The sequence below is a fragment of the Nocardioides malaquae genome (assembly GCF_015070385.1).
GTDB classification, from domain to species: Bacteria; Actinomycetota; Actinomycetes; order Propionibacteriales; family Nocardioidaceae; genus Nocardioides; species Nocardioides malaquae.
On sequence record NZ_JADCSA010000004.1, the window covers coordinates 113,692 to 138,691 of the forward strand.

Below are 25,000 nucleotides of genomic sequence, written 5' to 3' on the forward strand. Positions count from 1 at the left end.
ACGTTCCTGCAGGTCAGCGGCACCTGTCGACGAGATCCAACGGCGACCACGAACCGCCGGATGCCGCCAGATTGCTTCCCCTGGTACTACTGACCGTCCCGTTTGTGCGGCTGGTTGGTGTCACCTGGTGACACCAACCAGCCGCGCAAAGAGCTCCGGAGGGCACCAGGCAAGCCAGCCATCCGATGGTCGCGGTGGATCCGAGTCACCAGGTGACCCATGTCCACCGCAACTCGCGGACTGCGGGCGACCTCAGGAGAAGAGCGCGCGTACGTCCTCGGCGTCGATGCCGCCGCCCACCGCACCCTCGCCGCTGAAGACGGAGGCGAAGAGGTCGGCCTTGCGCTGCTTCAGCGCCATCACCTTCTCCTCGATCGTGCCGGCGGAGACCATCCGGTAGACCATCACGTGGCGCTCCTGGCCGATGCGGTGCGCCCGGTCGACGGCCTGGTTCTCGGCGGCCGGGTTCCACCACGGGTCGAGCACGAAGACGTAGTCTGCCTCGGTGAGCGTCAGGCCCACGCCGCCGGCCTTGAGGCTGATCAGGAAGGCGTCACCCTCCCCCGACTTGAACGCCTCGATCTCCTCCCCGCGGCGCCGGGTCGCACCATCCAGGTAGCGCACGGTCAGCCCCTCGGCCTCGAGCCGGCGCCGCGCCCGCTTCAGGAAGCTCGTGAACTGGCTGAAGACCAGCGCCCGGTGTCCTTCGGCGGCGAGCTCGACGAGGTGGTCGACGAGCACGTCGAGCTTGGCCGAACCGACGGCCTCGTGCTCCTCGTCGATCAGCGCCGGGTCGAGGCTGAGCTGCCGCAGGCGGGTCAGGGCGCTGAAGATCGCCATCCGGTTGCCGTCGAAGTCGTCGACCAGCCCGAGGATCGCCTGCCGCTCCCGCTGCAGCCAGGTGTCATAGAGCCGCTGGTGCTCCGGCCCGAGCGGCACGGTCAGCACCTGCTCCTGCTTCGGCGGCAGGTCGGCGGCGACGAGGTCCTTGGTGCGGCGCAGCACGAAGGGGCGTACGCGTCGCCGGAAACGCTCCAGCGCCTCGGTGTCCCCGCGCTTCTCGACCGGCGCCACCACCTGCTCCTGGAAGGCCGTGGGCCACGGGTAGAGCCCGGGGGCAACCACCGACAGCAGCGCCCACATCTCCATCAGCCGGTTCTCGAACGGCGTGCCCGTCACGGCCAGCCGGAAGGGCGCATCGAGCCGCCGGATCGCCTGGTAGGTCTTGCTCTGGTGGTTCTTGATCGCCTGCGCCTCGTCGAGCACCAGGCCACCCCACTCGAGGTCGGTATAGGCGTCGGCGTCGAGCCGGAAGAGGGTGTAGGAGGTGACCACCACGTCGGCGCCCCTGACGACGTCGGCGAGTGGTTGCGTACGCCGCGCGCCTGAGGCCTCCACGACCCGCACCGTGAGCCCGGGCGTGTGGCGCGCCGCCTCGCTCGCCCACGCGGAGACCACGCTGGTCGGCGCCACCACCAGGAACGGCGCCGCCCCGTGGGCCCGCGCGTGGCTGATGGTGGCCAGCGTCTGCAGGGTCTTGCCCAGCCCCATGTCGTCGGCAAGGATCCCGCCCAGCCCGAGCTGCCAGAGGTGGACCAGCCACCGGATGCCGTCGAGCTGGTAGGGCCGCGGAGTCGAGACCAGCCCGACCGGGTCGACGTGGGGCAGCGTCTCGTGGCCGATCAGCGCCTGCGCCGCCTCCACCCACCGCGCCGCCTGCGTGTCGACCACCCCCAGCTCGGCCAGCTCGGCCCACATGCCCAGGTCCCGCTCCCCGACCCGCAGCTCGTCGCCCCGACCGTCGCGGATCTGCGAGGCGGCGGCCACCAGCTCGGCCAACCGCCGGAACTCCGGACGGTCGGTGGCCAGGTGCAGCCCACTGGACAGCACGAGTCGCGGCTCACCGACCGTCAACGCCTCCAGCAGGTCGGTCAGGGGCACCTGCTCGCCCTCGACGTCGATCACCACGCGCAGGTCGAGCCAGTCGGTCGACGCCTCCGGCTCCTCCTCGGGCGCGACGAACTCGATCGTCGGCGCCGCGACCGCCTCGCGGAAGTCGGGGCGTACGCCCGTCTCCACGACGTCGACGTGCTCGTCGGCGACCAGCAACGGCAGGTCGTCCGTCACGAACTCGAGCGCCCGGCTTCCGCTGAAGGTCCGCTCGGGTTGCAGGTCGGCCCATCCCGCCACGGCCGCCAGCAGGTCACGCTCGAGGTGCGGGCGGCGCAGGGCCGGGGCCCGCTCGTCGCTGCCCAGCACGAAGACGGTCTCGTCGTAGCGCCACCGCCACACCACCTCGACCGTCGTGCCCTGCCAGGCCACGAGCGCCTCCAGGCGCGGCGGCACCTCCGCGGGCAGCTCCACCGAGCCGTCGGAGGAGGTGACGGGCAGCTGCTGGCGCAGTCGCGGCAGGTAGTCGGACTCGAAGGCGGCGCGGTCCGCGGCCGGCACCTCGAGGACTCCCCTGCGCTCTCGCAGCCGCACCACCGACTCCGGCAGCCGGCGACGCAGCGGGGCCAGCACCAGGCGCAGCTTCGGGTAGCGCGCTCCCGAGTGGGGCCGGGTCGGGGAGAGGATTGCCGCGGAGTGCGGCTGGCGCCCCAGGAGCAGCAGGTCGTCACCGGTGACGAACCGGCCTTCGTGCTCGACGCCGACCCGCAGGCGGGTGCCGTCGGCCGTGTCCACCACGTCGACGACGGCCTCCACCGACTCACCGAGCTCGACGCTGGAGACGCGCTCCCCGCCGAGCAGCTCGATGCCGGCCTCCTGCGCCTCGAGCAGCAGGCTCCACCACTGAGGTCCGATCGTGGTCAGGTCGATGACGTCCCGCGGGGCCGAGCCGGGCAGCGCCCGCACGATCCGGTGCAGCACCGCCAGCTGCTCGAGGTCGTGGGCCTCGTCGTGGTGCGGCGTCTCCGCACTCGCCCAGGTGATCCCCGTCTTGATCCAGTTGTCGCGCGCCCCCTCCCGCATCGGGCGCAGCCACAACCGCTGACCGGGCTCCACGTGCGAGCGGTAGGGCCGTCTGGTCGGCACGGGGATCTCGAACTGCAACGCCAACCTGCGCCGGGTCGCGGGCGGCGGTGACGCCTTCTCCAGCGGCTCCAGCACGGCGTCGAGGCTGCGTCGCCACTCCGGGATCGCCACGACCGGGCGCAGCGACCGACGTGAGCGCACCTCCTGCAGCACCGCGACCGCGTGCTTGCAGTTGGTGGCAACGGGGCAGTCGCACCGTCCGGTGATGCCGCGCTCGTCGACCCGCACCTCGACGCGGTAGGGCAGCTGCCGGGCGCCCGAGACAAGGCCGACGGCCTGGAGCGTGCCCTCCTCGGAGTCGTCGACCTGGAGGGTCAGCACGCGGCGAGCCGCGGCGTACGCCCGCCCTCGCATGACGCTGCCGGGGTCGAACGCAGCGAAGAGCGCCGCATCGCTGATCGTCACCCCTCGCACGACGTCAAGGCTGCCACAGGGTCTGCACCCCCGCCTGATCCGTGCACAGCCGAAGACGGGCCACTACGGCGGAAGTTCGGGCCCAGGAGACCGATTCCGGCCCCATCTCGGGCGAACTTCCGCCACTGTGGTCCTGAGGGGACCACTGACCATGACCGACGACATCTCGTACGCAGCCCTGGCCGGCGTGCCGGCCGATACCCTGCATGCCCTCCTCACCGCGCATGCAGCGACGGCGCTGGCCGAGCACCAGGACCCCGGATGGCCCCGGGACCGGGCCCTGCTCGACGCGGTCGATGCCGCCCTGGCCGAGGCAGCAGCCCTGGCCGATCCAACCGGGGACGGGTCAGCACCGACCTCGACGGCTCGACCCCGGTGGCTCGACGGAATCGTCGCCCGGGAGCTCGCCACGCTGTCGACCCACTTCTGGGCGACAGAGCGGTTCCGACGGGTGCGGCTCCTGGAGCGCCTCGGCCTGGTCACCCTCACGCCGGACGACACCTACGTGTTGGCGATGGTCAGCGGCCTCGGTCCGGACGCCGCCGAAGTGCTGCGAGAGGACCCCGAGCTCGTCGAGCGGGCCCTGTGGCGGGTCTTCGAGGTCGAAGGGGGCGGCGAGGTCAGCCTGGCCAACGTCGACAAGTTCGGCGGCGACCAGTGGCGTCGCACCTTCCTCCAGCTGTGCGCTGACGGCACGCTCGACCGGGCGCGGGTGCTCGACGCGTGCCTGAGCGTGCTCACCCGCGACTTCTCGGCCTACCGGGCGGGGTGGTTCTCCCGGACCCATCTCGCGCTCGTCCCGACCGACGACGAGCTCACCCGCGCGCAGGGGACGCTGCGTCGCCTGCTCGGCGCGGAAGTTCCGGCCACGGTCGCGTTCGCGGTGAAACTCCTGTCGCGGATCCGGAAAACGGGGGACCTGGCCGCCGAGGAGACGCTGGACGCCCTGCCGCCGGCCACGCTGGTGAAGACCAAGGGCACGGCCCTGGCCGCACTGCGGTTGGCCCAGCGGCTGCTGACCGACCACCCGGAGATGGGCACGCGGACAACTCTGGTCGCCCGAACAGCCTTGGGCCACCCCGACGCCGACGTGCAGCGCGCGGCCGCCCTCCTGCTCACGGCGTGCGGCGAGAGCGACACCGTCACTGCAGCCGCCGACGACCTCGACCCCCGCGCCCGCGCCGACCTGGGCCTCGGCGTCGAGGTGGTCGCCACACCCGATGCGCCACGGGTCCAGCGGTTGCTGCCACCGGCCGACCCGGTCAGGGCCGCCGACCTCGCCGACCGGACCGCCGGCCTCCTCGAGGACGCCTCTGACGCCCGGGAGGTCGAAGCCGTGCTCGCCGCACTCGTCTCCCCGGACGCCGCCGAGGCCCTCGCGCCGCTGCGCAAACGGGCCCGCACGGTGGCGGGCCGAGGGTCTCGCACCCCGCACGGCGCGGCCTGGCTGCCCGGGCAGGTCGCCCGCCTCGTGCTCGACCTCCTGGGCGAGCCGGTGGAGCCCGCCACCCCCGACACCGCGCCGCAGCGCTTCGTCGTCCAACGGTTGCTGGAGGTGTCCGCCCTCCACTCCTCCCTGACCGCGCCGCTGCTGGCGACCCCCGACCTGCCCGGAGGCTGGGTCAGCCCGGAGACGCTGGCCCGACGACTGGCCAACCAACCGCACCCCCGCCACCACGACCTGGTCGCGGCTCTGCTGCGACTCGCGCCGGAGGGCCGCGCGGAGGCGCTCGCTGCCGGCAGCGACCTCCCCCCGGCTGTCCGGTTCGCCCTCGGCGACCCGCCGGGCAACTCCTGCGACCAGCGTCCGGGGCCGGCGGCCTGGTGGCGGGCCGCCGAGCGCTCGCGGGCGGCGTACGCCCCCGACGAGCTGCCGACCCTGGACTCGCAGGTGCGCTCCTTCACCTGGGAGGAGGGTGGGCAGCAACGCCGGGGTTGGTACGCCCGGTTCACGGTCGCGACGGCTCCCGCGCTCGCCGCGCGGGCCGACGGCGCAGCCGACGATGACCCGACGACGGTGGCGCTCCCTGTCCCCGAGCACGGGTTCGCGACCCGGGTCGGCGGGTGCACCGGCGACTGGATCCCCACGCTGGCGGCGCTCTGGCCCCAGGACGCGGAGCACTTCCTGACGCTCACCTGCTTGCCGGTGCTGCAGGCTCCGGACGGCCAGGTGGACCACGACGTGCCCCGCACCCTCGACGCGTTGGCGCAGCACCCGGGTCGTCTGGGTCCGCTGGCGGCAGCCGCCTTGGCTGCCGGGCTCTCGGCGGGGATCCGGCAGCACCGGCTGCACGCCAGTGACGCCTTCGTCGACCTGGCCCCCTCCGGGCGCATCGGTCTGCCGGAGGTGGCAGACGTGATGGCGCGGCACGCTCCGGCGTGGCCCGCGACCCGCTGGGCTCAGTCGTTGGGTGATGTCGCCGAAGCTCCGGGCGGCGCCGGCGCGGTGGTGGACCTGCTCACCCTCCTGCTGCCCCGCCTGCCCGCGGACCACCGAGGGGTCGGAGCCCTGCTCGACCTGCTGCGGAGTCTGCTGCTCCGCAGTGGTCGGCAGGTGGACGACCCGGAGCTGACGAAGTGGCTGGCGACCTTCTCCGGGAGCTCGGCCGCGGCCCGGAGCGCCCGCCAGCTGCGGGAAGGTGTCCGACCGTGACGGCCGCCGTGCTCGAGCAGGGCTACACCTACCTGCGCCCCTCCGCGGTGCGGGTCGTCGACGGCGCGGCTGACCTGGTGCTCTCCACCAGCGGCGGACGGTCGTCGGCCGCACCGGTGGCGCACCCGGTCTTCTTCGACGGCCTCCTGCGCCACCCGGAGCAGGCGGCCGCTGCCCTGCTGGCCGTCGCCCGGGTGGCCCGCACCCGTTTCTGGACGCCCCCGGGGATGCTCGCCGCGATCCTGCGGGCCGCCGATCCGGTGGTCACCAGCAACGGCGACCGGCTGCGGTTCGAGAGCTTCTCGGCGTGCTGCGGGGTCCACGCCCGGTTCGACGCCCTGCCCGGCAGCCTCGACGGCAGGATGCTGGGCACGGGCACCACCAACGTCGACTTCAACGCGCCGATGCGCGACGCCCTGGCGCGGGTCGGTGGCGGGCAGCAGCTCCACCTGCAGGTCGGCGAGGACGTCGTGGTGCGGACGTCCGAGGCCGAGGTCGTGGAGGAGAAGGTGCCGCTGCCCGAGCGGTGGCTGCGCGGCTTCGCGGAGGTGCAACTCGCCTCGGCTGCCACGGAACCCGCGTTCGAGGTGGCCGCGACACAGGCCCGCCGGTTGTTCCGTGACCTGCCGACCTCGAGCGGCCGCGCTCCGGTCTGGGTGGTCCCGGCCGGCGGTGGGTTACGTCTGACGACCCGACCCACGCCCGAGGGGGTGCCGCTCGGCGGAGCGCACCGGCTCGCACCGCTGGGGCCGCTGTTGCGTTTCGCCCGGACGCTGCGCGCCCACACCGGTGGGCACGACCCGAGAGGCGCCGCCAGCGTCTGGGAGCTGGAGCTCGAGGACGCGCGCCTGGTGCTCACCCTGAGCCCCGCGCCGAACCGCGGGTTCTCCGGGGAGGGCCGAGTGCTGTGGGACCTCGCGAGCGAGGGGGCGGCCCGGGACGCCGACCTCGTCTCCGCGCTGCTCGCCTTCGAGCCGCGGATCGACGTCGACCGACTGGCGGTCGACGCCGCGATCTCCCCCGACCGCGTACGCCGCGCGCTGGGCTGGCTCGCCGCCGCCGGGAGGGTGGGGCACGACGTGGCCGAGGGGGCGTACTTCCACCGGGAGCTGCCCTACGACGCCGACCGCCTGGTGGCCCAGCACCCGCGACTGCGCGACGCTGCCGGTCTGGTGGCAGACGGTGCGGTCCGTCTCGACGGGGACCGGGCCCTCGTGCACAGCGGCGGCAGCGACCACGTCGTGAGCCGCACGGTCGAGGGCGACCGGTGCACCTGCCCGTGGTGGGCCAGGCATGGCGGCAGCCGCGGGCCCTGCAAGCACGTGCTGGCCGTGCAGCTCGCGACGAGCGCGACCCCCGGACCCACCCGGTGACGAATCCCGAAGACCCGGCACGACTCAGTCGATGCGCTCGCCGTCGCAGTCGAGGTGGCGGGTGACCTCGACGCCGTCGTCCTTGACGGCTACGGTCCGCACGCACGTCGGGGTGCCGTCGACCGTGCCGGGCTCGACCCAGGTCGACAACCACATCTCGTCGTCGTCGACCAGCTCCTCGGGCCCCACGGACTGCAGGCGGTCAAGGTCGACCAGCGCGCCGTCGGCGGTGACCTCCTTGCGGCGCAACCAGCTGCCCAGCTCTGCGTCGTAGACGACCTCGAAGGCGCCCGTCGACGACTCCTCGCTCGACACCACCACGCGTGCGCGGCCGTTGTCGCGCAACCGCACGGAGTGGACCTTCGTGGTGTCGAACGCGAGGTTCGTGGCCGCGGACAGCTCGGCGAGGTTGACCATGGAGGTCGGCCCCGGTGTCCACTCGCCCTCGTCCCAGGCCTCACCGCCCCCAGAGCTGAGGCTGCTCAGGCCGACGACCCCGATCACGGCGACCAGCCCGATCGAGCCGAGCCGGGCCAACGCCTTGGTGGGGCCCACCTCGTCGGCCGTGGCGGCTGGGAAAAGAGGGCGTCGCTCCGGGAGCGGATCCGGGGCGGGCGCAACGAGCGGCGGCACCGTCGGACGCCATGCGAATCCTCCCGGCCCCTGGAGGTCGGTGACCTCGCGCTCGATGTCGGCCACGGTGGCCGCGCGCAGCACGCGTCCCACGCGCTCGTCGTGCTCCTCGCGGGTCAGCTGGCCGTCGACCCACGCTTCCTGGATGAACTCCACCGCCAGGTCGCGGTCGGCGTCCCGCGCCCGCTTCGTGCTTGCCCCCACGCCAACAGCCTAGTCGCGCGCGGACAGCACGCGAGGGCGTACGCCGGACGCCGGACGCCGGCCCCCGGCAGGATGGTGACGTGCCCCCGACCGCGACGCCCGCCCCGACGCCCGACGACGTGCGTCGCGCCGTCGCCGCGCACGCCGACCCGGTGGACGCCGAGAACCTCGCCCGCTTCTTCCAGACCCACCCCGGCGGCTACGGCGAGGGCGATGCCTTCCTCGGGGTGCGGGTGCCGGCGCTGCGGGCTGTCGCGAAGGCCTACGTGGACCTGCCGCCCGCGGACATCCGTGAGCTGCTCGACGACCCTTGGCACGAGCACCGGATGGTGGCGCTGCTCATCGCGGTCACCGCCTTCAGGCGCGCCGGGAGGGTCCGCACCGCTGACCCCGAACTGCGCCAGGCGCTGCACGCGACCTACCTGGAGGCGGTGCTCGCGGGTCGGGTGGACAACTGGGACCTCGTCGACTGCTCGGCGGAGTGGCTCGTCGGCGAGCACCTGCGTACGACCTCGCGGGACACCGCGCTCGTCGAGCGGCTGACCGCGGAGACCGACCTGTGGCGGCGGCGGGTGGGGATCATGGCGACCTTCGCCTGGACGAAGGCCGGCGATCCGGCACCGGCGCTGACTGCGGCCGCCGCCGTGCTCGACGACCGGCGCGACCTCGTGCAGAAGGCGGCAGGGTGGATGCTGCGCGAGGTCGGCAAGCGGGTCGACCGACAGGTACTGCTCGACTTCCTCGAGGCGCACGCCGCAGAGATGGGGCGCACGGCGCTCTCCTACGCCACCGAGCACCTGGCGCCCGAGGTCCGCGCCCGGCTGCGTGCCCTCTGAGTCACCACCACGTCGGAGACTCGGCGACATCTCCCCTCCGGCGCGGCAATCCGGCGCGAGTCTCCGACATGGTGGCGACCGATCGCCCCCGGGGCAGCCAGAGGGAGTACAGAATGGGAGGACCATCCGAAGGGGAGTGCATGAACGTCGTCGTGCTGACCGGTGCCGGCATCTCCGCGGAGTCGGGGGTCCCGACCTTCCGCGACAGCGATGGGTTGTGGGAGGGCCACGACGTCATGGAGGTTGCCAGCCCCGAGGGCTTCCGCCACAACCCGTCGCTGGTGCAACGGTTCTACGACCTGCGCCGCGCCCACCTGGCGAAGGTGCGGCCCAACGCCGCCCACCAGGCGCTGGCCCGACTCGAGCGGAGCCTGGGTGACGACCTGCTGGTGATCACCCAGAACGTCGACGACCTGCACGAGCGCGCCGGTTCCCGCAACGTCCTGCACATGCACGGCGAGCTCCGCTCCGCACTCTGCCTCGCCTGTGGCGAGAGGTTCCCGTGGGAGCGCGACCTGGCCCACGCCCCGCCCTGCCCCGGCTGCACGTCGGCGAGCCTGCGGCCCGACGTGGTCTGGTTCGGCGAGATGCCCTACCGCATGGACGAGGCGTTGTACGCCCTGCAACAGGCCGACCTCTTCGTCGCCGTCGGCACCTCGGCGCAGGTGCAGCCCGCCGCCGCGTTCGTGCACTGGGCCGCGGAGCAGGGAGCCCGCACGATGGAGATCAACCTGGCCTCCACCCTCTCCAGCGACGACTTCGACGAGTCACGGCAGGGGCCCGCCGGCGAGCTGGTGCCGCGGTGGGTGGACGAGCTTCTCAGGAGCCGCTGACCCCGTTGTGACTGGCCTCGACCCGCAGGCCGGGTCGCGGCAGGATGACGGTGAAGGTGGTGCCCTCGCCGAGCGTGGAGGTGAAGCTGATCCGGCCGCCGTGGCGTTGCACGATGCGCCGCACGATGGGCAGACCGAGTCCGGTGCCGGGTCGCTCCAGCGCGTTGGTGTTGGTGGAGCGGAAGAACTCCTCGAAGAGCACGGTCTGGTCGGCGTCGGAGACGCCGATGCCCTCGTCGCGCACGGAGAGGACGACGGCGCCCGCGTCACCCGTCAGCGCGACGGTCACCCACTCACCGGGGTCGGAGTACTTGATGGCGTTGGAGAGCAGGTTGGTGACCACCCGGGACAGCTCGGTCCGGTCGCCCTCGACGACGTAGGGACCGCCATCGACCTGCACCCGGACGGGGATCTCGCGGCGGCTGGCGTCCAGCTCGGCCAGCTCCACCGCCTCGGTGACGACCTCCGCGAGGTCGACGGGCCCGGTGGTGCGGGGCGTGTCGGAGGCGTCGAGCCGGTTCAGGGTCAGCAGGTCCTCCGAGAGCACGTCCAGCCGGTTGGCCGCGCGCCGCATCGCGAGCAGCGATCGCAGCCAGGGGTCCGGGACGTCCTCCTGCTCCTCGAGGAGCTCCAGGTGCCCCATGATGACGCCGAGCGGGTTGCGCAGCTCGTGCGTGACGGTGGAGACCATCTGGTTGCGGTAGCGATCGAGTCGGCGCAGCTCGTCGACCCAGGCCTGCTCCCGCTCGTGGTCACGGGCGTTCATCACGGCGTGGGCCAGGTCGTGCCCGACCTCGACAGCAGCCCGGCTGTCGCTCTCGCTCCACAGCTGGTGGCCGGGCGGGCGTTGGATGACCAGCATGCCGAAGTAGGCGTCGAGGGTGCCGACGGGCACGAGGACCGACATGCCCGCCCCCCGCTGCTGCATGGTCGCGGCGAGCTCCTCCTGCACCGGGGCGAGGTGGCCGCCGTCGCCCCAGGCGTGGTCGGGCTCCACGATGACGACCGACTGCCTGCGCCACGCGTGGTCCACGGCGGACGCCACCGCGGTGACGACCTCGCCCGACGGCCGAGAGGTGTTCCGCGGGGCGAGGCCCCGCTGCGGCTGGAGGTGGACCTGCACGTCGGTCGCGCGGAACCCCTCGCGGAGCTGCTCGCTGGCCAGCTGCAGCAACTCGTGGATGGTGACCTCCGACCCGGCCTGCCGGATCACTTGGCGGGCCGCTGCGGCCAACCGTGCGCTCTGGGCGAACTCCTCGCGCTCGATGGCCGTCAGGACCGCACGTGAGGTGACACGGAGCTCGTCGGCCAAGGCGGTCAGCTCGGTCTCGCTCGGACGGCGCCCGTTGACCGGCCGGTCGAGGTGCAGGAGCCCGCGCAGCTCCCCCTGACCGTCGCAGAGGCGTACGACCAAGAGGTCCTGACTGCGCCAGGTGTTGCGCTGCGGCGGCACCCCTTCCTTGCGGTAGCCGAAGCGCTCGAGCACCTGGGTGGCGTCGGCGGTGAGCTGCTCGGCAGTCACGAAGATCAGGTTCTCGTGCTGCGAACCGCACGCCAGTATCGGCTGGATCGAGTCGAGGGAGAAAGTGATGCCGAGGCGCCGGTCAGGCACCTGCGCTGACCCGTGCACGGCCACCAGCTCCAGCACCTGGTCGGCCCGCAGCACGTGGACGGCGCAGAACGCGAAACCGGCGCGGTCGGCGATGTCGCGCGCGAACTCGCTGACGGCGTCGCGGTCGGCGTCCGTGCCCCACCGCGTGCCGTCCCTCGGCTGCGGCACCGGCGTGACCCTCTGCCGTTCCGTGTGCTCCCCCATCAGGCTCACTCTGCCAGTCTTCACCCTCGGGCGGGAGTCCGACAGTGGGTCGAGGCTTCGTTCCGTGGGCAAAAAGTCGTTACCCTTGAGTACATGACGCGCGAGATCTACAACGAGGACCACGAGGCCTTCCGGGCCTCCGTCAAGGAGTTCCTGGACCGAGAGGTCGTTCCGCACCTCGACACCTACCTGGACAACCACGGTCTCAACCGTGAGTTCTGGCTGGCTGCCGGGCGCGCGGGTCTGCTGGGCCTGGAGATCCCCGAGGAGTTCGGCGGCTCCGAGGCCGGTGACTACCGCTTCAACGCCGTGCTCACCGAGGAGCTCGCCAAGGTCAACATGACCCTCCCGTCGTGCGTGGGCATCCACGCCGACATCACCGCCCCCTACCTGGTGCACCTGACCAACGAGGAGCAGCGCAAGCGCTGGCTGCCGGGCGTGGCCAGCGGCGAGATCCTGCTCGCCATCGGCATGACCGAGCCCGGCGGCGGCTCCGACCTCGCCAACCTGAAGACCACCGCGGTCAAGGACGGCGACGGCTGGATCCTCAACGGCTCCAAGACCTTCATCACCAACGGCGGTTCGGCCGACATCGTCGTCGTGGCGGCCCGCACCGCTCCCGAGAAGAAGGCAAAGGGCATCTCGCTCTTCGCCGTCGACACGAAGTCGGAGGGCTTCTCCGTCGGCCGCGTGCTCGACAAGGTCGGCCAGGACGACTCCGACACCGCCGAGCTCGCCTTCGACAACGTGCGGGTCTCCGACGACGACCTGGTCGGCCCGCTCGACACCGGCTTCATCTCGATGATGCAGTTCCTGCCGCAGGAGCGCCTCGGCACCGCGATCACCGGCGTCGCGCACGCCAAGCAGATCCTCGAGGAGACGATCCAGTACGCGAAGGACCGCGTCGCCTTCGGCCAGCCGATCGGCAAGTTCCAGAACACCCAGTTCCTCCTCGCCGACCTGCAGACCCGCATCGACGTGACCGAGGCCTTCGTCGACCAGTGCGTGATGAAGCACAACGAGAAGCGCCTCACCGCGATCGACGCCGCCAAGGCGAAGTGGTGGGCCACCCAGGTGCAGTCGGAGGTCCTCGACCACTGCCTGCAGATCCACGGCGGCTACGGCTACATGAACGAGTACCGCGTGGCCCGCGCCTGGCGCGACGCCCGCGTGACGAAGATCTGGGCCGGCTCCAACGAGATCATGAAGATGCTCATCGCCCGGGACCTGGGTCTCTGAGCACGGAGTGAGGGAGGGCGCCCCGCGAGGAACGAGCGGGAGTGCCCGACCGAGCGGAGGCGAAGAGCCCCCTTCAGGACGGTCTCCGAGCAGGACCCCCGTACGCCTGGCGTACGGGGGTCCTGTCGTCTCCATCACGCCCGGGTGCCGAGACGTGCCGGAGGCTGTCGGTGGCTCGTGTTTGTCTGGGCTCGGCCCACCCACCCCACGGAGGAAGTGCGATGTCTCGGAGCAGCACCCGCCTGTCGTCCGCCAGCCGTTGGGCGTGCGGCGTGGTGGCCGCCATCGTCCTCGCCGGATGCAGCAGTGAGGACCTGGCCGTGCCGGGTGACCTCGAGTCGCCGGAGTCGTCTGCGTCCGAGTCGGTGAGCCCGTCGGAGTCACCGACTGAATCCCCCTCGGGGTCGCCCTCGGAGGAACCGTCGACGTCGACGACCGACGTGGGGTGTGAGTCCGAGGGGAAGGGCCGCCCCGGTCCGATGCCCGACCGACCCTCCGTCGTCGAGCTGGGTCGTCTCTCGGGGGGCGAGCCCGACAGGCTGGCCGCGGAGAACTTCGCCCTCTCGGTGGCCCACCTGTTCATCGACGCCCGCGACCCGCGACTCCAGGCATCGGTGATCGACGCGGTGGCCTCTCCGCGCCTGGGTGATGAGGCCCGTGACCGCTTCCTCGACGCCTACGAGGACAACGCCTCGCTCGAGGAGCCGCGCCGCTTCACGGTGGACGCCCAGGTGTGGTTGCGTTCATGCATCGTCGGTCCGACCCCGCGCCCGCGCGAGGTCCGGGTCGAGGTGGCCGGCGTGGTCGCCGACCCCGCTCTGGGCGACTCGTTCCTCACCACCCTGCGCATCGACGTGGTGCGTCGTGACGACCGCTGGGAGGTGCTCGACCTGTTGGGTCCGGAGATGCGCACCCCGGTCGACCCGGAGGTCCAGGGCCTGAAGCCCCTGCTGGAGGGCAACCACTGGCGCCAGGTGGTCAGCGAGCCGGTCGAGGCGCCCGAGCCCGAGGAGTCCGAGGCACCGGACGAGTCGGCCTCTCCCGGGGAGTCGGGCTCCCCGTCCCCCGCCTCCACCTCCGAGGACGCCACTCCTGCGGGGCGCTGAGCCGAGCCTCACCTTCGTTGCGCCGGCCCTGACTGCGGGCCACCATCGAGTCATGGCCTTCACGATCGGTACGGACGAGGATCCGCAGCACTTCCACGACTCGATGACCGGCCGGATGGCCGGTCGCCTCAACTGGTTGCGCGCCGGGGTGCTGGGCGCCAACGACGGCATCATCTCCACCGCGGGTGTCGTCATGGGTGTCGCGGGCGCGACCAGCGACGAGGGCGCAATCCTGCTGGCGGGCGTGGCCGCGCTGACCGCGGGGGCACTGTCGATGGCGGTCGGCGAGTACGTCTCGGTCTCCACCCAGCGCGACTCGGAGAAGTCGATCCTGGCGATGGAGCAGCTCGAGCTCGAGCGGATGCCCGAGACCGAGCAGTCCGAGCTGGCGCGCATGTGGGAGGAGAAGGGCCTGAGCCCGAGCACCGCCGAGCAGGTGGCCGCTGAGCTGACCGCCCACGACGCCCTGGCCGCCCACGCCGAGATCGAGTTCGGCATCGACCCCGACGAGCTGACCAACCCGTGGCACGCCGCGTGGGCGTCGATGATCGCCTTCACCCTCGGCGCCCTCGTGCCCCTGCTGATGATCTCGATGCTGCCAGCCAGCGTGCGCGTCGCGCTGACCGTGGTCGTCGTGGCCTTCGCCCTGCTCGCGACCGGCGCGGTCAGCGCTCACCTCGGCTACAGCCCGAAGGGGCGTGCGATGGCCCGCAACGTGCTCGGCGGCCTGGTGGCCATGGGAGTCACCTACGGGGTGGGCATGCTGTTCGGCGTCACCCTGGGCTGATGCGCTGCTTCGTCGCCGCCCTCCCGCCCGAGCGGGCGCGCGACCACCTCGACGCCTTCCTGGAGCCACGGCGTGCCGCGGCCCCCTTCCGCTGGACCGCGCCCGACCAGGTGCACCTGACGCTGGCCTTCGTCGGCGACCTGACGGAGCGGCGGCTCGACGACCTCGTGGAGCGTCTCGAGCGCGCGGCGGCGCGGCGGCGCGCCGTGCGTACGGCCATCGCCGGCGGCGGCGCCTTCCCGCACGCCGCGGGGGCCAAGGTGCTGTGGGCCGGGCTCGACCTCGACGACGGCGACGCGCTGGAGCTGCGCCGGATGGCCGAGGGCGCGCGGGCGGCGGCCAGCCGGGCCGGGGCCCGGGTCGACGGGCAGCGCTTCCGGCCTCACCTGACGGTGGCCCGTTGCGTGCGCCCCACGGAGGTCACGCCGTGGATCCGCCTGCTCGACGCCTACCGCGGACCGGAGTGGACGATCGACTCCTTCGCGCTGGTGGAGTCCCACCTCGGCGAGGGGCCGCGCGGGCGCCCTCGCCACGAGGTGGTCGCCACCCTCCCCCTCGACTGACACCGCGGGGGCCGGGGGGCCGCCCGCTCCCTCAGCCCGTGGCCAGGCTGCGGTTGTCGATCTCCGGGTAGTGGCGGCGCATCGCGACCTTGCGCTCCAGCTCCTCGATGATGCGAGGCGCGAAGTCGACGTCGTTGAGCTCCTGGGCGCTGCCCAGGCCGCCGGGGCTGAAGACGTTGATCTCCATGAGCTTGTCGCCCACGATGTCGAGGCCGACGAGGAACATGCCGTCGGCGACCAGCTTGGGCCGCACGACCTCCACCATCTCCAGCATCTCGTCGGTGACCGCCACCTTCACGGCCTTGCCGCCGGCCGACATGTTGGAACGGATGTCGCTGCCGGCGCTGGTGCGGCGGAAGGCGGCGTAGGAGCCGTTGACCTCCAGCGGGCGTCCGTTCATCACGAAGAGGCGTACGTCGCCGTTGACCGCGTCGGGCAGGAACTCCTGGGCGACGACGTAGCCGTCACGCGCGATCGCCTCGATGATCTGGTTGAGGTTCGGCGACTCCTTGCGGTCGATGAGGAAGACCCCGGCGCCGCCCGAGCCCTGCAGCGGCTTGAGCACCGCCTTGCCACCCAGCTCGTCGACGAACGCTGAGATCTGCTCCTCGTCGCGCGAGATCAGGGTGCGCGGGCGCACCACCTCGGGGAAGTGCTGGAAGTAGGCCTTCGACAGCGCGTTGGCCAAGCTGGTGGGGTCGTTGACCACCAGGACCCCCAGGCTGGCGATCAGCTGCCCGAAGGCGACACCGGCGTTGTTGGCCCACGGGTTCGAGTCGGCGTCGTCAGCCGGGTCGTTGCGGAGCATCACGACGTCGAACTCCTCGAGGGCGATGAGCTTCTCCATCTCGGGACGCTTGACGTCCTCCATGTGCCGCTTGAGCGAGCGGTAGCTCTTGGCGTCGCCCGCGCTGGCCTTCGCGGTGAGCGTGCCGTCGGGCTGGTAGGAGAAGTCGCCGATGCCCATGAACCACGCCTCGTGACCCATCTGCCGTGCGGTCAGCGCCAACCGGTTCGTCGTGTAGTAGTCCTGCTCGGTCTCGATCGCGTTGACCACGAATCCGATCTTCATGTGCGTCCTTCCACTAGTTGGCTCAGGTCGTGCACGCCTGAGGCCCATCCGAGTCGCTCGGTCGACTTCGGGTCATCCAGGTAGCGCGGCAGCAGGCGGGGCGGCGCGAGCGCGCCGTCCTCGGCGAGCTCCGCGATGAGCGGCAGGTCCTGCAACGAGAACTTGCCCAGCCACAGCAGGTCGAGGTCGCCGTCGTCGGCGAGGTGCTCGAGCAGGTCGACCACGCCGCGCAGGTAGATCGCGTCCTTGGTGGTGCCGCCGGCGCGGTAGACGCGCATCACCGTCGTGAAGGCGCTGCTCTCCGGCACGCCGGCGTCGACGAGCGCTGCGTACGCCTCCGCGAACGACGCGCCGTCGACCATGCGGTGCACGGTGAGCACGCGGTCGGCGAGCTGGCGCAACCGGAAGGGCGTGAGGCCGCCGCAGGCCACCTCGCCGAGCACCGCCAGGCCCTCCTGGGTCTCGTCGTAGCCGGCCAGCCCGGTGCCGAGCACCTTGATCGGCTGGGCCTGACCGTTGACGTGGGTGACGAGGTGGGTGCCCACCTCGTGGTGCAGCAGGGCGGCGGCGCGGTTGCTCTGCACGACGCTCTCGGGGCCGATCAGCAGGGTGTCGCCGGAAACCATGACGCCGTTGACGTCGGGCCGGATCTGGACGTGCATCTCGATGCCGGGCGACTGCTCGCGGTAGTGCGCGATCTCCTCGGTCGCCAGGGCGCAGAAGGCCTCCGCGTCGAGCGGCTCCGCGGTCGGCTCGGGGGACCCGACCCCGGCGAGCACCCGTTCGGCGTGCTCCCGCAGCGAGGGGGCGACGCCGCCGTAGAGCTCCAGGCTCAACGGCAGGAAGTCGTCGGAGTCACGGGCGCAGAGCATCTCCAGCTGGAGCTGGAGCTCACGGTGCTTGGCCCGCAGCAGGTGGGCAAGCGTCCGGTCCTCGACAGTCGTCACGTCGATCGCGGCGAGCTGCTCCTTCAGCACCTCGGGCTCGTCGGCGAGCTCGCGGTAGGTGAAGGTCGGCTCGGTGACATCGCCGGCCAGGAACGCCTGCTTCACGTCGTCACCGTCGACCGGGGTGATGTGCAGCAGGAAGCTGAAGCTCTCCGACACCTGGGCGAGCTGGCGGTCGACCGCGAGGTCGGCGGCGGAGAAGGTCCGGGCGTCGGAGTCGGGGTCGGGGTCGGGGTCGAGGTCACGGAGGGGGGAGTTCACGGCGCACCTCAGGCCAGGTCGGCGAGCGACTTCTCCAGCACCGGCACCGTCGTGGCCAGCGCCTGACGCAACTCGGCGAGGTGGGTCTCGTCGACCTCGCCGGTCCACTCGTCCATCCAGGTCTTCTTGAACTCCAGGGCCAGCACGCAGCCAAGCCCGGGATAGCGCTCGTGCACGAACATCGCCACCGCGCGGCCCTTGAAGGCCACGTTCTCGCGTACGTCCAACGTGTGGCCGCGGACCTCCTGCGCGCCGAGGTGGTCGCAGAAGGCGCGGACCAGGTCGCCGAAGCGCTCGTGGTCGACGCTGCCGGTGCCGACGTTGACCTCGGGGTTGTCCTCGTCGGGCGCGGGCTGGGCGGCGGCGCCGTCGCGGCGGTGGTTGTAGGAGTGCACGTCGAGCAGCACGAAGGGCCCCCGCTCGGCCAGCACGTCGAGGCGGCGGGCGAGGTCGGCGTACACCTCGTCGTAGACCGCGAGGCTGCCCTCGGTCAGCTCCTCGGAGAGCGGCGGGTCGCTCCAGACCTCGAGGCCCCAGCAGTCGTCGGGCTCACGGTAGACGGCCTCCTCGCGGGGCCGGTTGAGGTCGACCTCGAAGCGGGAGCGGCTGGTCAGCATCCGGCTCTCCACGGCCTCGGCGATGCGGTCGGTGTGGGGGTCCTCCTCCCGCAGCCGGGTCTCCTCGTCGAGCACCATCACCTCGGCGATCTCCGGGCGCACGTCATGACCTGCGTGCACCGAGGTCGCCACGACGGGTCCGTCCCAAGGACCCACGAACTTCACCACGTCGTCCATGGACCACCTAGTACCCGCTGACGCCCGAGCGAACCCTCTCCCCTCCGGCTCCCCCGGCCCGGGGACGTCATGCGGAGGGTGCCACCCGGGGCACGCACCGCATGACGCGAACCGCCCACCGCACGGCGCCGATGCGCTTGGATGGCCCCATGACCCGGCCACCCCGCGACGCCTCGGCATCCCGCGTGGAGGTCTCGCGCAACGACGTGTGGGCGGCCGTGGCAGCGGAGCGCCGAGCGCTGGTCGACGACCTGCACCCCTTGGCGCCGCAGCGCTGGGCGACCCCCTCGCTGTGTGAGGGCTGGGACGTGCACGACGTCATCGCCCACCTCGTCGACAGCGCCCACACGACACGGTGGGCCTTCGTGCGGCGCATGGTCCTCGCCCGCGGCGACTTCCACCGCGACAACGCGACGGGCGTACGCCGGTGGCGGGCGGCCGACCCGCGGGTCACGCTCGCGGCCCTCGCCGACGCGATCGACCTGACCCACACCCCTCCGGCGCCGTTGGCGTCTCGGCTGGTGGAGGTCTACGTGCACTCCGAGGACGTACGCCGACCGCTGGGGCTGCCGCGTGCCTATCCGACGCCCCCGGTGCTGGCGGCCCTGGACCACCAGGTGCGCACCACCGTCGCCTTCGGCGGCGGCCGCGAGGTCGCCCAGGGGCTCACCCTCACGCCCAGCGACACGCTGGTCTCGATGGGGTCGGGCCCGCGCGTGGCCGGCCGGGCGATCGACCTGCTCCTGGCGGTCTCGGGACGCCCGGTGGCGCCGTCCGCCTTCTCCGGCCCGGGGGCCGCGGAGCTCGCCGACCGCCTCGCCCCCTGACCCTGCCGCGTCGGCAGCCGGAACGGCGACGGCGGACGTCATCGCCGTTGGCTGCCGGGGCAACCGCGGGTGATGACGTCCGCCGTCAGAGAGCGACTCGGGTCAGCCGAGGGCCTTCACGATGGCCTCGACCTGGTCCTTGGCGTCGCCGAAGAGCATCCGGCTGTTCTCCTTGAAGAAGAGCGGGTTCTGTACACCCGCGTAGCCGGTGGCCATCGAGCGCTTGAAGACGATGACCTCCTTGGCGTTCCAGACCTCGAGCACCGGCATGCCGGCGATCGGGGAGTTGGGCTCCTCGATCGCCGCCGGGTTGACGGTGTCGTTGGCGCCGATGACGAGCACGACGTCGGTCTCGGGAAGGTCGTCGTTGATCTCGTCCATCTCGAGGACGATGTCGTAGGGCACCTTCGCCTCGGCCAGCAGGACGTTCATGTGGCCCGGCAGGCGACCCGCGACGGGGTGGATGCCGAAGCGGACCTCGACGCCCTTCGCCTGCAGCTTGCGGGTCATCTCGGCGACCGGGTACTGCGCCTGGGCGACCGCCATGCCGTAGCCCGGGGTGATGACGACGCTGCGGGCGTTGACCAGCACGTCGGCGGCCTCGTCCGCGAGGATCTCGCGGTGCTCGCCGTAGTCGCGGGCCTCGCCCGGGGTGCCGCCGTCGGAGCCGAAGCCACCGGCGATCACGGAGATGAACGAGCGGTTCATCGCCTTGCACATGATGTAGCTGAGGATCGCACCGGACGAACCGACCAGCGCACCGGTGATGATCAGCAGGTTGTTGCCGAGCATGAAGCCCGCCGCGGCCGCTGCCCACCCCGAGTAGGAGTTGAGCATCGACACCACGACCGGCATGTCGCCGCCACCGATGGCCGCCACGAGGTGGAAGCCGAGGAAGAGCGCCAGCGCGGTCATCACGAGCAGCGGCAGGGTGCCGAGGGTCTCGTTGGTCGCACCGTCGATGTTCATGAACCAGACCATGAGGCCCAGCGACACCACGATGACGGCCAGGTTGAGCCAGTGGCGGGCCGGCAGCACGACCGGCGCCGACTTCATCTTGGCGCTCAGCTTGAGGTTGGCCACGATCGAGCCGGTGAAGGTCACCGCACCGATGAAGACACCGAGGAAGATCTCGACGCCGTGGGCGCCACCGGACTCCTCCGGGTGGGCGAAGTAGGTGTTGAAGCCGACCAGCACGGCCGCCAGACCCACGAAGGAGTGGAGCAGCGCGACCAGCTCGGGCATGCCGGTCATCTCGACCGTCTTCGCCTTGCGGGCACCGATCACGGCACCGATGGCGATCGGCACCAGGATCAGCAGCAGGGTCAGGCCCACACCGCGACCGGCGTCGACGTCGAGACCCAGCGCGGCGGCGGAGTCCTCGGCGTCCTGCCCGATCTGGGCGTTCTGCAGGGCCAGCAGGATGGTCGCCACCAGGGCGAGCGCCATGCCGGCGATGCCGGCCTGGTTGCCGCGACGCGCGGTCTCGTGCTTGGAGAGGCCGGCGAGCGCCGCGATGAAGCAGATGGCGGCGACGACGTAGGCGCCCTGGATGAAGCCGTAGAGCTTGTCAGAGGTCAGGAAGTCCATGGCTCAGTCCTTCCTGAACATGTCGAGCATGCGGACCGTCACCAGGAACCCGCCGAAGATGTTGATGCTGGCCACCAGGATCGCGACCATCGCCAGGATCGTCACCAGCAAGTTGCTGCTGCCGACCTGGAGGATGCCGCCGACCAGGATGATGCCGGAGATGGCGTTGGTCTCGGCCATCAGCGGCGTGTGCAGGGCGTGCGCGACGTTGGAGATCACGTAGTAGCCCACGAAGATCGCCAGCATCAGCACGGTCAGCTGCTGCAGCAGCAGCCCACCCATGAACATCGACAGCACCGCGAAGGCCGCGGCGCCCGCGCCGGCTGCGTACAGCTTGACCTTCGGGTCGAGGGGCTTCTTGACCTCCTTCTCCGTCGGCTGCGCGACGGCAGCCTCCGGAGCCGCGGGGGCGGCGGAGACCTGGACCGGCGGCGGCGGCCACATCGACTCGCCGTCGAGCGTGACGGTGATGCCGCGCTGGATGACGTCGTCGAAGTCCAGGGTGACCTGGCCGTCCTTCGCCGGGGTGAGCAGCTTGAACAGGTTGACCACGTTGGTGCCGTAGAGCTGGCTGGTCTGGGCAGCCAGGCGGCCCGCGAGGTCGGTGTAGCCGAGGACCACGACGCCGTTGTCGGTGACCACCCGCTCCCCGGTCTGCGTGGCGGCCGCGTTGCCGCCGTTGGCGGCAGCCATGTCGACGATCACGCTGCCGCCACGCATGGCGGCGATCGTCTCGGCGGTGATGAGCTTGGGCGCGGGGCGGCCCGGGATCAGCGCGGTGGTGATGACGATGTCGGCGTTGCGCGCCTCCTCGTCATACATCAGCGCGGTGGCAGCCTCCTGGGCAGCGGTCATCTCCTTCGCGTAGCCGTCGGAGGAGACCTCCTGCTCCATGTCGACGTGCACGAACTCCGCGCCCATCGACTCGACCTGCTCGGCCACCTCGGGGCGCACGTCGAAGGCACGCACCACCGCACCCATCGACGACGCCGCGCCGATGGCGGCCAGGCCGGCGACACCGGCGCCGACCACGAAGACCTTGGCGGGCGCGGTCTTGCCGGCGGCGGTGACCTGGCCGGTGAACATCCGGCCGAACTCGTGGGCCGCCTCGATGACGGCGCGGTAGCCCGCGACGTTGGCCATCGACGACAGCACGTCCATCGACTGCGCGCGCGAGATGCGCGGCACGGCGTCCATCGCGAGGGCGGTGACGCCCGCGGCCTGCAGCTTCTCCACCAGCTCAGGGCTACGGCCCGGAGCCATGATGGACACCAGCGTGGAGCCGCGGCGCAGCAGGCCGATCTCCTCGTCGGTGGGGGCGTTGACCTTGACGACGACGTCGCTCGACCACGCGGTCTCACGGTCGACGACGGTGACGCCGGCCTCCGCGTACGCCTGGTCAGGCTGGTCCGCAGCCTCTCCGGCGCCGCTCTCGACCACGACGTCATATCCGAGCTTGGCCAGCTGCTCAGCCGTCTTGGCCGTCGCAGCGACGAGATTCTCGCCTGGCCACGCTTCCCGGGGGATCCCGATGCGCACGCTTACCTCCTGTAGGGCTCGCCTCACCGTCGCGTCCCTCCAGGAGGTCGAAGGGCACGGTGGGGCCGGGCGTCAAGGTAACCCGCACGGCGCCGGCTCGCCCGGAGGGTCTCACGCTTTGTGTGTGACCTCCGACGCACACGGGGGTGCGTACGCTGCGCCCCGTGCAGGCGTCAGTGCGCCAGGCCGTAGAGCCGGTCGCCGGCGTCGCCCAGCCCGGGCACGATGTAGCTCTTGTCGTTGAGCTTCTCGTCGATCGCGGCCGTCACGACCGTGACCGGCACCGTGAGGTCGGCGATCTCCTCCTCCAGGCGGGCGCAGCCCTCGGGGGCCGAGAGCAGGCAGATGGCGGTGATGTCGTCGGCACCGCGCTTCACCAGGAACTCGATCGCGGCGGCCAGGGTGCCGCCGGTGGCGAGCATCGGGTCGAGCACGTAGACCTGGCGCCCGGACAGGTCCTCGGGCAGCCGCTCGGCGTAGGTGTGCACCTCGAGGGTCTTCTCGTTGCGCGCCATGCCCAGGAAGCCGACCTCCGCGGTGGGCAGCAGCCGCATCATGCCGTCGAGCATGCCCAGGCCGGCGCGCAGGATCGGCACGACCAGCGGGGTGGGTGTGGAGAGCTTGACGCCCTGCGTCGGGGAGACCGGCGTGGTGATGTCGACGGTCTCGACGCGGATGCCCCGGGTGGCCTCGTAGGCCAGCAGCGTGACCAGCTCGTCGGTGAGTCGACGGAAGGTCGGCGAGTCGGTGCGTACGTCGCGCAGCGTGGTGAGCTTGTGGGCGACGAGCGGGTGGTCCACGACGTGGGTGCGCATGGGCTCACCCTAGTCGAGCCCCGCGGACTCCCCCGGGTCGCGGCACCGCGGCAGGGGTTGGCGGCGACCGGCTTGTCTGTCACTCTGGACGGGTTCTCGCGGCGACGGCCGCGGGCGGGACTGGGAGCGTGCGGCGATGCCTGGCACTGGATCGGTCAGACTGCTCGACGACGACGTCGACTTCGCGCTCGCTGCCTACCGCCGTGACGGCCGGTGGCACCTCGACGACCTGGCCGAGACGGCCCTGGAGTCGGTGGAGACGCTCGCCGGCGCCGTGCGTCGTTTCGACTCCGGCGAGGGCGCGTTGGGACTCGTGGGCGTCGACGAGGACTTCTTCGTCATCGTGCGGGTCGAGGGCCACACCACGCGGGTGCTGCTCTCCGACGTGACCGCCGCCGAGGAGTGGGAGCTGGCCGAGTCGGCCGTCGACTTCCTGGGCCTGCCCGACCCGGTCGACGACGACGACGTCGGTCCGGCCGGCGACCTGGCCATCGTGGCCGACCTGGGGATGCACGCGGTGGACATGGCCGTGCTGGTCGACGACGTCGAGCTCTACCCTGACGAGATGATCTCCGACATCGCCGCCCGGCTCGGGTTCGGCGCCGACTTCGACGAGGCGACCGGCCTCGACGCCCCCTGAGGCGTGCCCACCTCACGCTGGGAGGGCGCGATGCGGCTCGCCCTCGCCGAGGCCGACGCCGCTGCGGCGACCCGGGACGTACCGATCGGGGCGGTCGTGCTCGACGCCGACGGATCGGTGCTGGGGCGCGGACGCAACGTGCGCGAGGCCGAGCACGACCCCACCGGGCACGCCGAGGTGGTGGCGCTGCGCGAGGCTGCCCGGGCGCGCGGGGAGTGGCGACTGGAGGGATGCACCCTCGTGGTGACACTGGAGCCCTGCACGATGTGCGCGGGCGCCGTCGTGCTGTCGCGGGTGGAGCGGCTGGTCTTCGGCGCCTTCGACGAGAAGGCGGGCGCCGTGGGGTCGCTGTGGGACGTGGTGCGCGACCGGCGGCTCAACCACCGCCCCGAGGTGGTCTCCGGGGTGCTCGCAGTCGAGTCGACCCGGCGCCTGGACGACTTCTTCGCCACGCAGCGCCGCTGACCCCGCGCGCGGGTCAGCCGAGCTGGCGAGGCCCCTCGGGGCGGCGCAGCTCGTCGATCACGATGACCGAGAGGTCGGGCTCCTCCTCGCGGTGCTCCCGGGCGATGGCCAAGATGTCGTCGACCGCCCGCTCGAGGGTGTGCACCGACTGGTCGTCGCGCAGGCCGCGGGTGCGCTCGATGATCGCTCCCGCCAGCTTCGGGGAGATCTCGTCGTGCGACCACGCCAGGTCGGTGGCTGCCCGGACTCGCCCCCGGGCCAGCTCCAGACGCCGTGACTCACCGGCCTGCCCCGACATCACCAGGTAGACGAGGGCGACCAGCACGGTGAGCACCAGGACGAGCAGCACGATCCCCATGAGGCGAGTCTAGGAGCCGGGCGGGGGATCCGATTTCGGGCGCGGGATCGAGGTCCGCTAACGTGTGTCGCGGTGACGTGTCCGAGCGGCCTAAGGAGAACGCCTCGAAAGCGTTTGTGGGCGCGAGTCCACCGAGGGTTCAAATCCCTCCGTCACCGCCACCTGGAGCCCCGTCCTCGGACGGGGCTCCAGTCATTTG

At 71.9% G+C, this 25,000-nt stretch carries 21 protein-coding genes and 1 tRNA gene; 12 read left to right on the top strand and 10 right to left on the bottom strand.

Features of this window, described 5'->3' with window-relative positions; all coding sequences use genetic code 11:
* Nucleotides 1–252: 252 nt before the first annotated feature.
* Complete coding sequence (locus IEQ44_RS17855) at nt 253–3,450, bottom strand: DEAD/DEAH box helicase (protein ID WP_193637442.1); 3,198 nt, start codon at nt 3,448–3,450, stop codon at nt 253–255.
* 151 nt (nt 3,451–3,601) lie between these two features.
* On the opposite strand from IEQ44_RS17855, the gene IEQ44_RS05530 reads away from it, so the two are divergent.
* Nucleotides 3,602–6,103, top strand: coding sequence for a DUF6493 family protein (locus IEQ44_RS05530; protein WP_193637443.1), 2,502 nt, complete (start codon nt 3,602–3,604; stop codon nt 6,101–6,103).
* Nucleotides 6,100–7,476, top strand: coding sequence for an SWIM zinc finger family protein (locus IEQ44_RS05535; RefSeq protein ID WP_193637444.1), 1,377 nt, complete (start codon nt 6,100–6,102; stop codon nt 7,474–7,476). Before IEQ44_RS05530 ends, IEQ44_RS05535 begins: the two co-directional genes overlap by 4 nt.
* 24 nt (nt 7,477–7,500) lie before the next feature.
* Here IEQ44_RS05535 and IEQ44_RS05540 read toward each other — a convergent pair whose 3' ends face one another.
* A complete protein-coding gene (locus IEQ44_RS05540; RefSeq protein ID WP_193637445.1) occupies nt 7,501–8,313 on the bottom strand; it encodes a DUF1707 SHOCT-like domain-containing protein in 813 nt (270 codons plus the stop codon).
* Nucleotides 8,314–8,393: 80 nt separating this feature from the next.
* On the opposite strand from IEQ44_RS05540, the gene IEQ44_RS05545 reads away from it, so the two are divergent.
* Together IEQ44_RS05545 and IEQ44_RS05550 are read left to right on the top strand one after the other, a co-directional pair.
* Nucleotides 8,394–9,149, top strand: coding sequence for a DNA alkylation repair protein (locus IEQ44_RS05545; protein ID WP_319804512.1), 756 nt, complete (start codon nt 8,394–8,396; stop codon nt 9,147–9,149).
* Nucleotides 9,150–9,289: 140 nt separating this feature from the next.
* A complete protein-coding gene (locus tag IEQ44_RS05550; RefSeq protein ID WP_193637446.1) occupies nt 9,290–9,982 on the top strand; it encodes an NAD-dependent deacylase in 693 nt (230 codons plus the stop codon).
* Here the strand turns inward: IEQ44_RS05550 and IEQ44_RS05555 are convergent.
* Nucleotides 9,969–11,798: a sensor histidine kinase gene (locus tag IEQ44_RS05555; protein ID WP_193637447.1), complete on the bottom strand. Its 1,830-nt coding sequence runs from the start codon at nt 11,796–11,798 to the stop codon at nt 9,969–9,971. The genes IEQ44_RS05550 and IEQ44_RS05555 overlap by 14 nt on opposite strands.
* A 93-nt stretch (nt 11,799–11,891) precedes the next feature.
* Between IEQ44_RS05555 and IEQ44_RS05560 the strand changes: the two genes are divergently transcribed.
* The 4 genes from IEQ44_RS05560 (at nt 11,892) to thpR (ending at nt 15,493) form a co-directional block, all read left to right on the top strand.
* Complete coding sequence (locus IEQ44_RS05560) at nt 11,892–13,037, top strand: acyl-CoA dehydrogenase family protein (protein ID WP_193637448.1); 1,146 nt, start codon at nt 11,892–11,894, stop codon at nt 13,035–13,037.
* 221 nt (nt 13,038–13,258) lie between these two features.
* The gene (locus IEQ44_RS05565; RefSeq protein WP_193637449.1) at nt 13,259–14,143 is read left to right on the top strand and encodes a hypothetical protein; all 885 of its coding nucleotides are present in this window, start codon (nt 13,259–13,261) and stop codon (nt 14,141–14,143) included.
* 52 nt (nt 14,144–14,195) lie between these two features.
* Entirely contained in the window at nt 14,196–14,930 is a 735-nt protein-coding gene (locus IEQ44_RS05570) for a VIT1/CCC1 transporter family protein (protein ID WP_227486980.1), read from the top strand.
* The gene (gene thpR, locus IEQ44_RS05575; RefSeq protein ID WP_193637450.1) at nt 14,930–15,493 is read left to right on the top strand and encodes an RNA 2',3'-cyclic phosphodiesterase; all 564 of its coding nucleotides are present in this window, start codon (nt 14,930–14,932) and stop codon (nt 15,491–15,493) included. The genes IEQ44_RS05570 and thpR overlap by 1 nt, the downstream gene beginning before the upstream one ends.
* A gap of 31 nt (nt 15,494–15,524) precedes the next feature.
* On the opposite strand, the gene IEQ44_RS05580 is transcribed toward thpR, so the two are convergent.
* The 3 genes from IEQ44_RS05580 to IEQ44_RS05590 are packed head-to-tail and all read right to left on the bottom strand — an operon-like array spanning nt 15,525 to nt 18,567.
* The gene (locus IEQ44_RS05580) at nt 15,525–16,565 is read right to left on the bottom strand and encodes a glutathione synthetase (RefSeq protein ID WP_193637451.1); all 1,041 of its coding nucleotides are present in this window, start codon (nt 16,563–16,565) and stop codon (nt 15,525–15,527) included.
* Nucleotides 16,562–17,773 carry a peptidase MATCAP family protein gene (locus tag IEQ44_RS05585; protein WP_319804513.1) on the bottom strand — a complete coding sequence of 404 codons (1,212 nt, stop codon included), beginning with the start codon at nt 17,771–17,773 and terminating at the stop codon, nt 16,562–16,564. The genes IEQ44_RS05580 and IEQ44_RS05585 overlap by 4 nt, the downstream gene beginning before the upstream one ends.
* An 8-nt stretch (nt 17,774–17,781) precedes the next feature.
* A complete protein-coding gene (locus tag IEQ44_RS05590; protein ID WP_193637452.1) occupies nt 17,782–18,567 on the bottom strand; it encodes an N-formylglutamate amidohydrolase in 786 nt (261 codons plus the stop codon).
* Between the two features lie 149 nt (nt 18,568–18,716).
* Here IEQ44_RS05590 and IEQ44_RS05595 point away from each other — a divergent pair, with 149 nt between their 5' ends.
* The gene (locus IEQ44_RS05595) at nt 18,717–19,394 is read left to right on the top strand and encodes a maleylpyruvate isomerase family mycothiol-dependent enzyme (protein ID WP_193637566.1); all 678 of its coding nucleotides are present in this window, start codon (nt 18,717–18,719) and stop codon (nt 19,392–19,394) included.
* Nucleotides 19,395–19,496: 102 nt separating this feature from the next.
* Here IEQ44_RS05595 and pntB read toward each other — a convergent pair whose 3' ends face one another.
* The 3 genes from pntB to upp all read right to left on the bottom strand — a co-directional run bounded on the left by pntB (nt 19,497) and on the right by upp (nt 23,338).
* Complete coding sequence (gene pntB, locus IEQ44_RS05600) at nt 19,497–20,984, bottom strand: Re/Si-specific NAD(P)(+) transhydrogenase subunit beta (protein ID WP_193637453.1); 1,488 nt, start codon at nt 20,982–20,984, stop codon at nt 19,497–19,499.
* A gap of 3 nt (nt 20,985–20,987) precedes the next feature.
* Nucleotides 20,988–22,523, bottom strand: coding sequence for a Re/Si-specific NAD(P)(+) transhydrogenase subunit alpha (locus tag IEQ44_RS05605; protein ID WP_193637454.1), 1,536 nt, complete (start codon nt 22,521–22,523; stop codon nt 20,988–20,990).
* 173 nt (nt 22,524–22,696) lie between these two features.
* Nucleotides 22,697–23,338, bottom strand: coding sequence for a uracil phosphoribosyltransferase (gene upp / locus IEQ44_RS05610; RefSeq protein WP_193637455.1), 642 nt, complete (start codon nt 23,336–23,338; stop codon nt 22,697–22,699).
* Nucleotides 23,339–23,474: 136 nt separating this feature from the next.
* Between upp and IEQ44_RS05615 the strand changes: the two genes are divergently transcribed.
* Both IEQ44_RS05615 and tadA read left to right on the top strand, forming a co-directional pair.
* Nucleotides 23,475–23,978 carry a tRNA adenosine deaminase-associated protein gene (locus IEQ44_RS05615; protein ID WP_193637456.1) on the top strand — a complete coding sequence of 168 codons (504 nt, stop codon included), beginning with the start codon at nt 23,475–23,477 and terminating at the stop codon, nt 23,976–23,978.
* Between the two features lie 30 nt (nt 23,979–24,008).
* Nucleotides 24,009–24,443, top strand: coding sequence for a tRNA adenosine(34) deaminase TadA (gene tadA, locus IEQ44_RS05620; protein WP_193637567.1), 435 nt, complete (start codon nt 24,009–24,011; stop codon nt 24,441–24,443).
* A 13-nt stretch (nt 24,444–24,456) separates the two neighbouring features.
* Here the strand turns inward: tadA and IEQ44_RS05625 are convergent, their stop codons facing one another.
* Complete coding sequence (locus IEQ44_RS05625) at nt 24,457–24,801, bottom strand: hypothetical protein (protein ID WP_193637457.1); 345 nt, start codon at nt 24,799–24,801, stop codon at nt 24,457–24,459.
* Between the two features lie 71 nt (nt 24,802–24,872).
* Here IEQ44_RS05625 and IEQ44_RS05630 point away from each other — a divergent pair.
* A tRNA-Ser gene (locus tag IEQ44_RS05630) sits at nt 24,873–24,962 on the top strand.
* Nucleotides 24,963–25,000 lie beyond the last annotated feature (38 nt).

Excerpts from the sequence above, each read along its gene's own strand:
- IEQ44_RS05615 (WP_193637456.1), top strand. The coding sequence starts at position 23,475 with ATGCCTGGCACTGGATCGGTCAGACTGCTCGACGACGACGTCGACTTC.
- thpR (WP_193637450.1), top strand. The coding sequence starts at position 14,930 with ATGCGCTGCTTCGTCGCCGCCCTCCCGCCCGAGCGGGCGCGCGACCAC.
- IEQ44_RS05530 (WP_193637443.1), top strand. The coding sequence starts at position 3,602 with ATGACCGACGACATCTCGTACGCAGCCCTGGCCGGCGTGCCGGCCGAT.
- IEQ44_RS05555 (WP_193637447.1), bottom strand. The coding sequence starts at position 11,798 with ATGGGGGAGCACACGGAACGGCAGAGGGTCACGCCGGTGCCGCAGCCG.
- IEQ44_RS05560 (WP_193637448.1), top strand. The coding sequence starts at position 11,892 with ATGACGCGCGAGATCTACAACGAGGACCACGAGGCCTTCCGGGCCTCC.
- IEQ44_RS05595 (WP_193637566.1), top strand. The coding sequence starts at position 18,717 with ATGACCCGGCCACCCCGCGACGCCTCGGCATCCCGCGTGGAGGTCTCG.
- IEQ44_RS05565 (WP_193637449.1), top strand. The coding sequence starts at position 13,259 with ATGTCTCGGAGCAGCACCCGCCTGTCGTCCGCCAGCCGTTGGGCGTGC.
- IEQ44_RS05580 (WP_193637451.1), bottom strand. The coding sequence starts at position 16,565 with ATGAAGATCGGATTCGTGGTCAACGCGATCGAGACCGAGCAGGACTAC.
- IEQ44_RS05625 (WP_193637457.1), bottom strand. The coding sequence starts at position 24,801 with ATGGGGATCGTGCTGCTCGTCCTGGTGCTCACCGTGCTGGTCGCCCTC.
- IEQ44_RS05590 (WP_193637452.1), bottom strand. The coding sequence starts at position 18,567 with ATGGACGACGTGGTGAAGTTCGTGGGTCCTTGGGACGGACCCGTCGTG.
- IEQ44_RS05570 (WP_227486980.1), top strand. The coding sequence starts at position 14,196 with ATGGCCTTCACGATCGGTACGGACGAGGATCCGCAGCACTTCCACGAC.
- pntB (WP_193637453.1), bottom strand. The coding sequence starts at position 20,984 with ATGGACTTCCTGACCTCTGACAAGCTCTACGGCTTCATCCAGGGCGCC.
- IEQ44_RS05550 (WP_193637446.1), top strand. The coding sequence starts at position 9,290 with ATGAACGTCGTCGTGCTGACCGGTGCCGGCATCTCCGCGGAGTCGGGG.
- upp (WP_193637455.1), bottom strand. The coding sequence starts at position 23,338 with ATGCGCACCCACGTCGTGGACCACCCGCTCGTCGCCCACAAGCTCACC.
- tadA (WP_193637567.1), top strand. The coding sequence starts at position 24,009 with ATGCGGCTCGCCCTCGCCGAGGCCGACGCCGCTGCGGCGACCCGGGAC.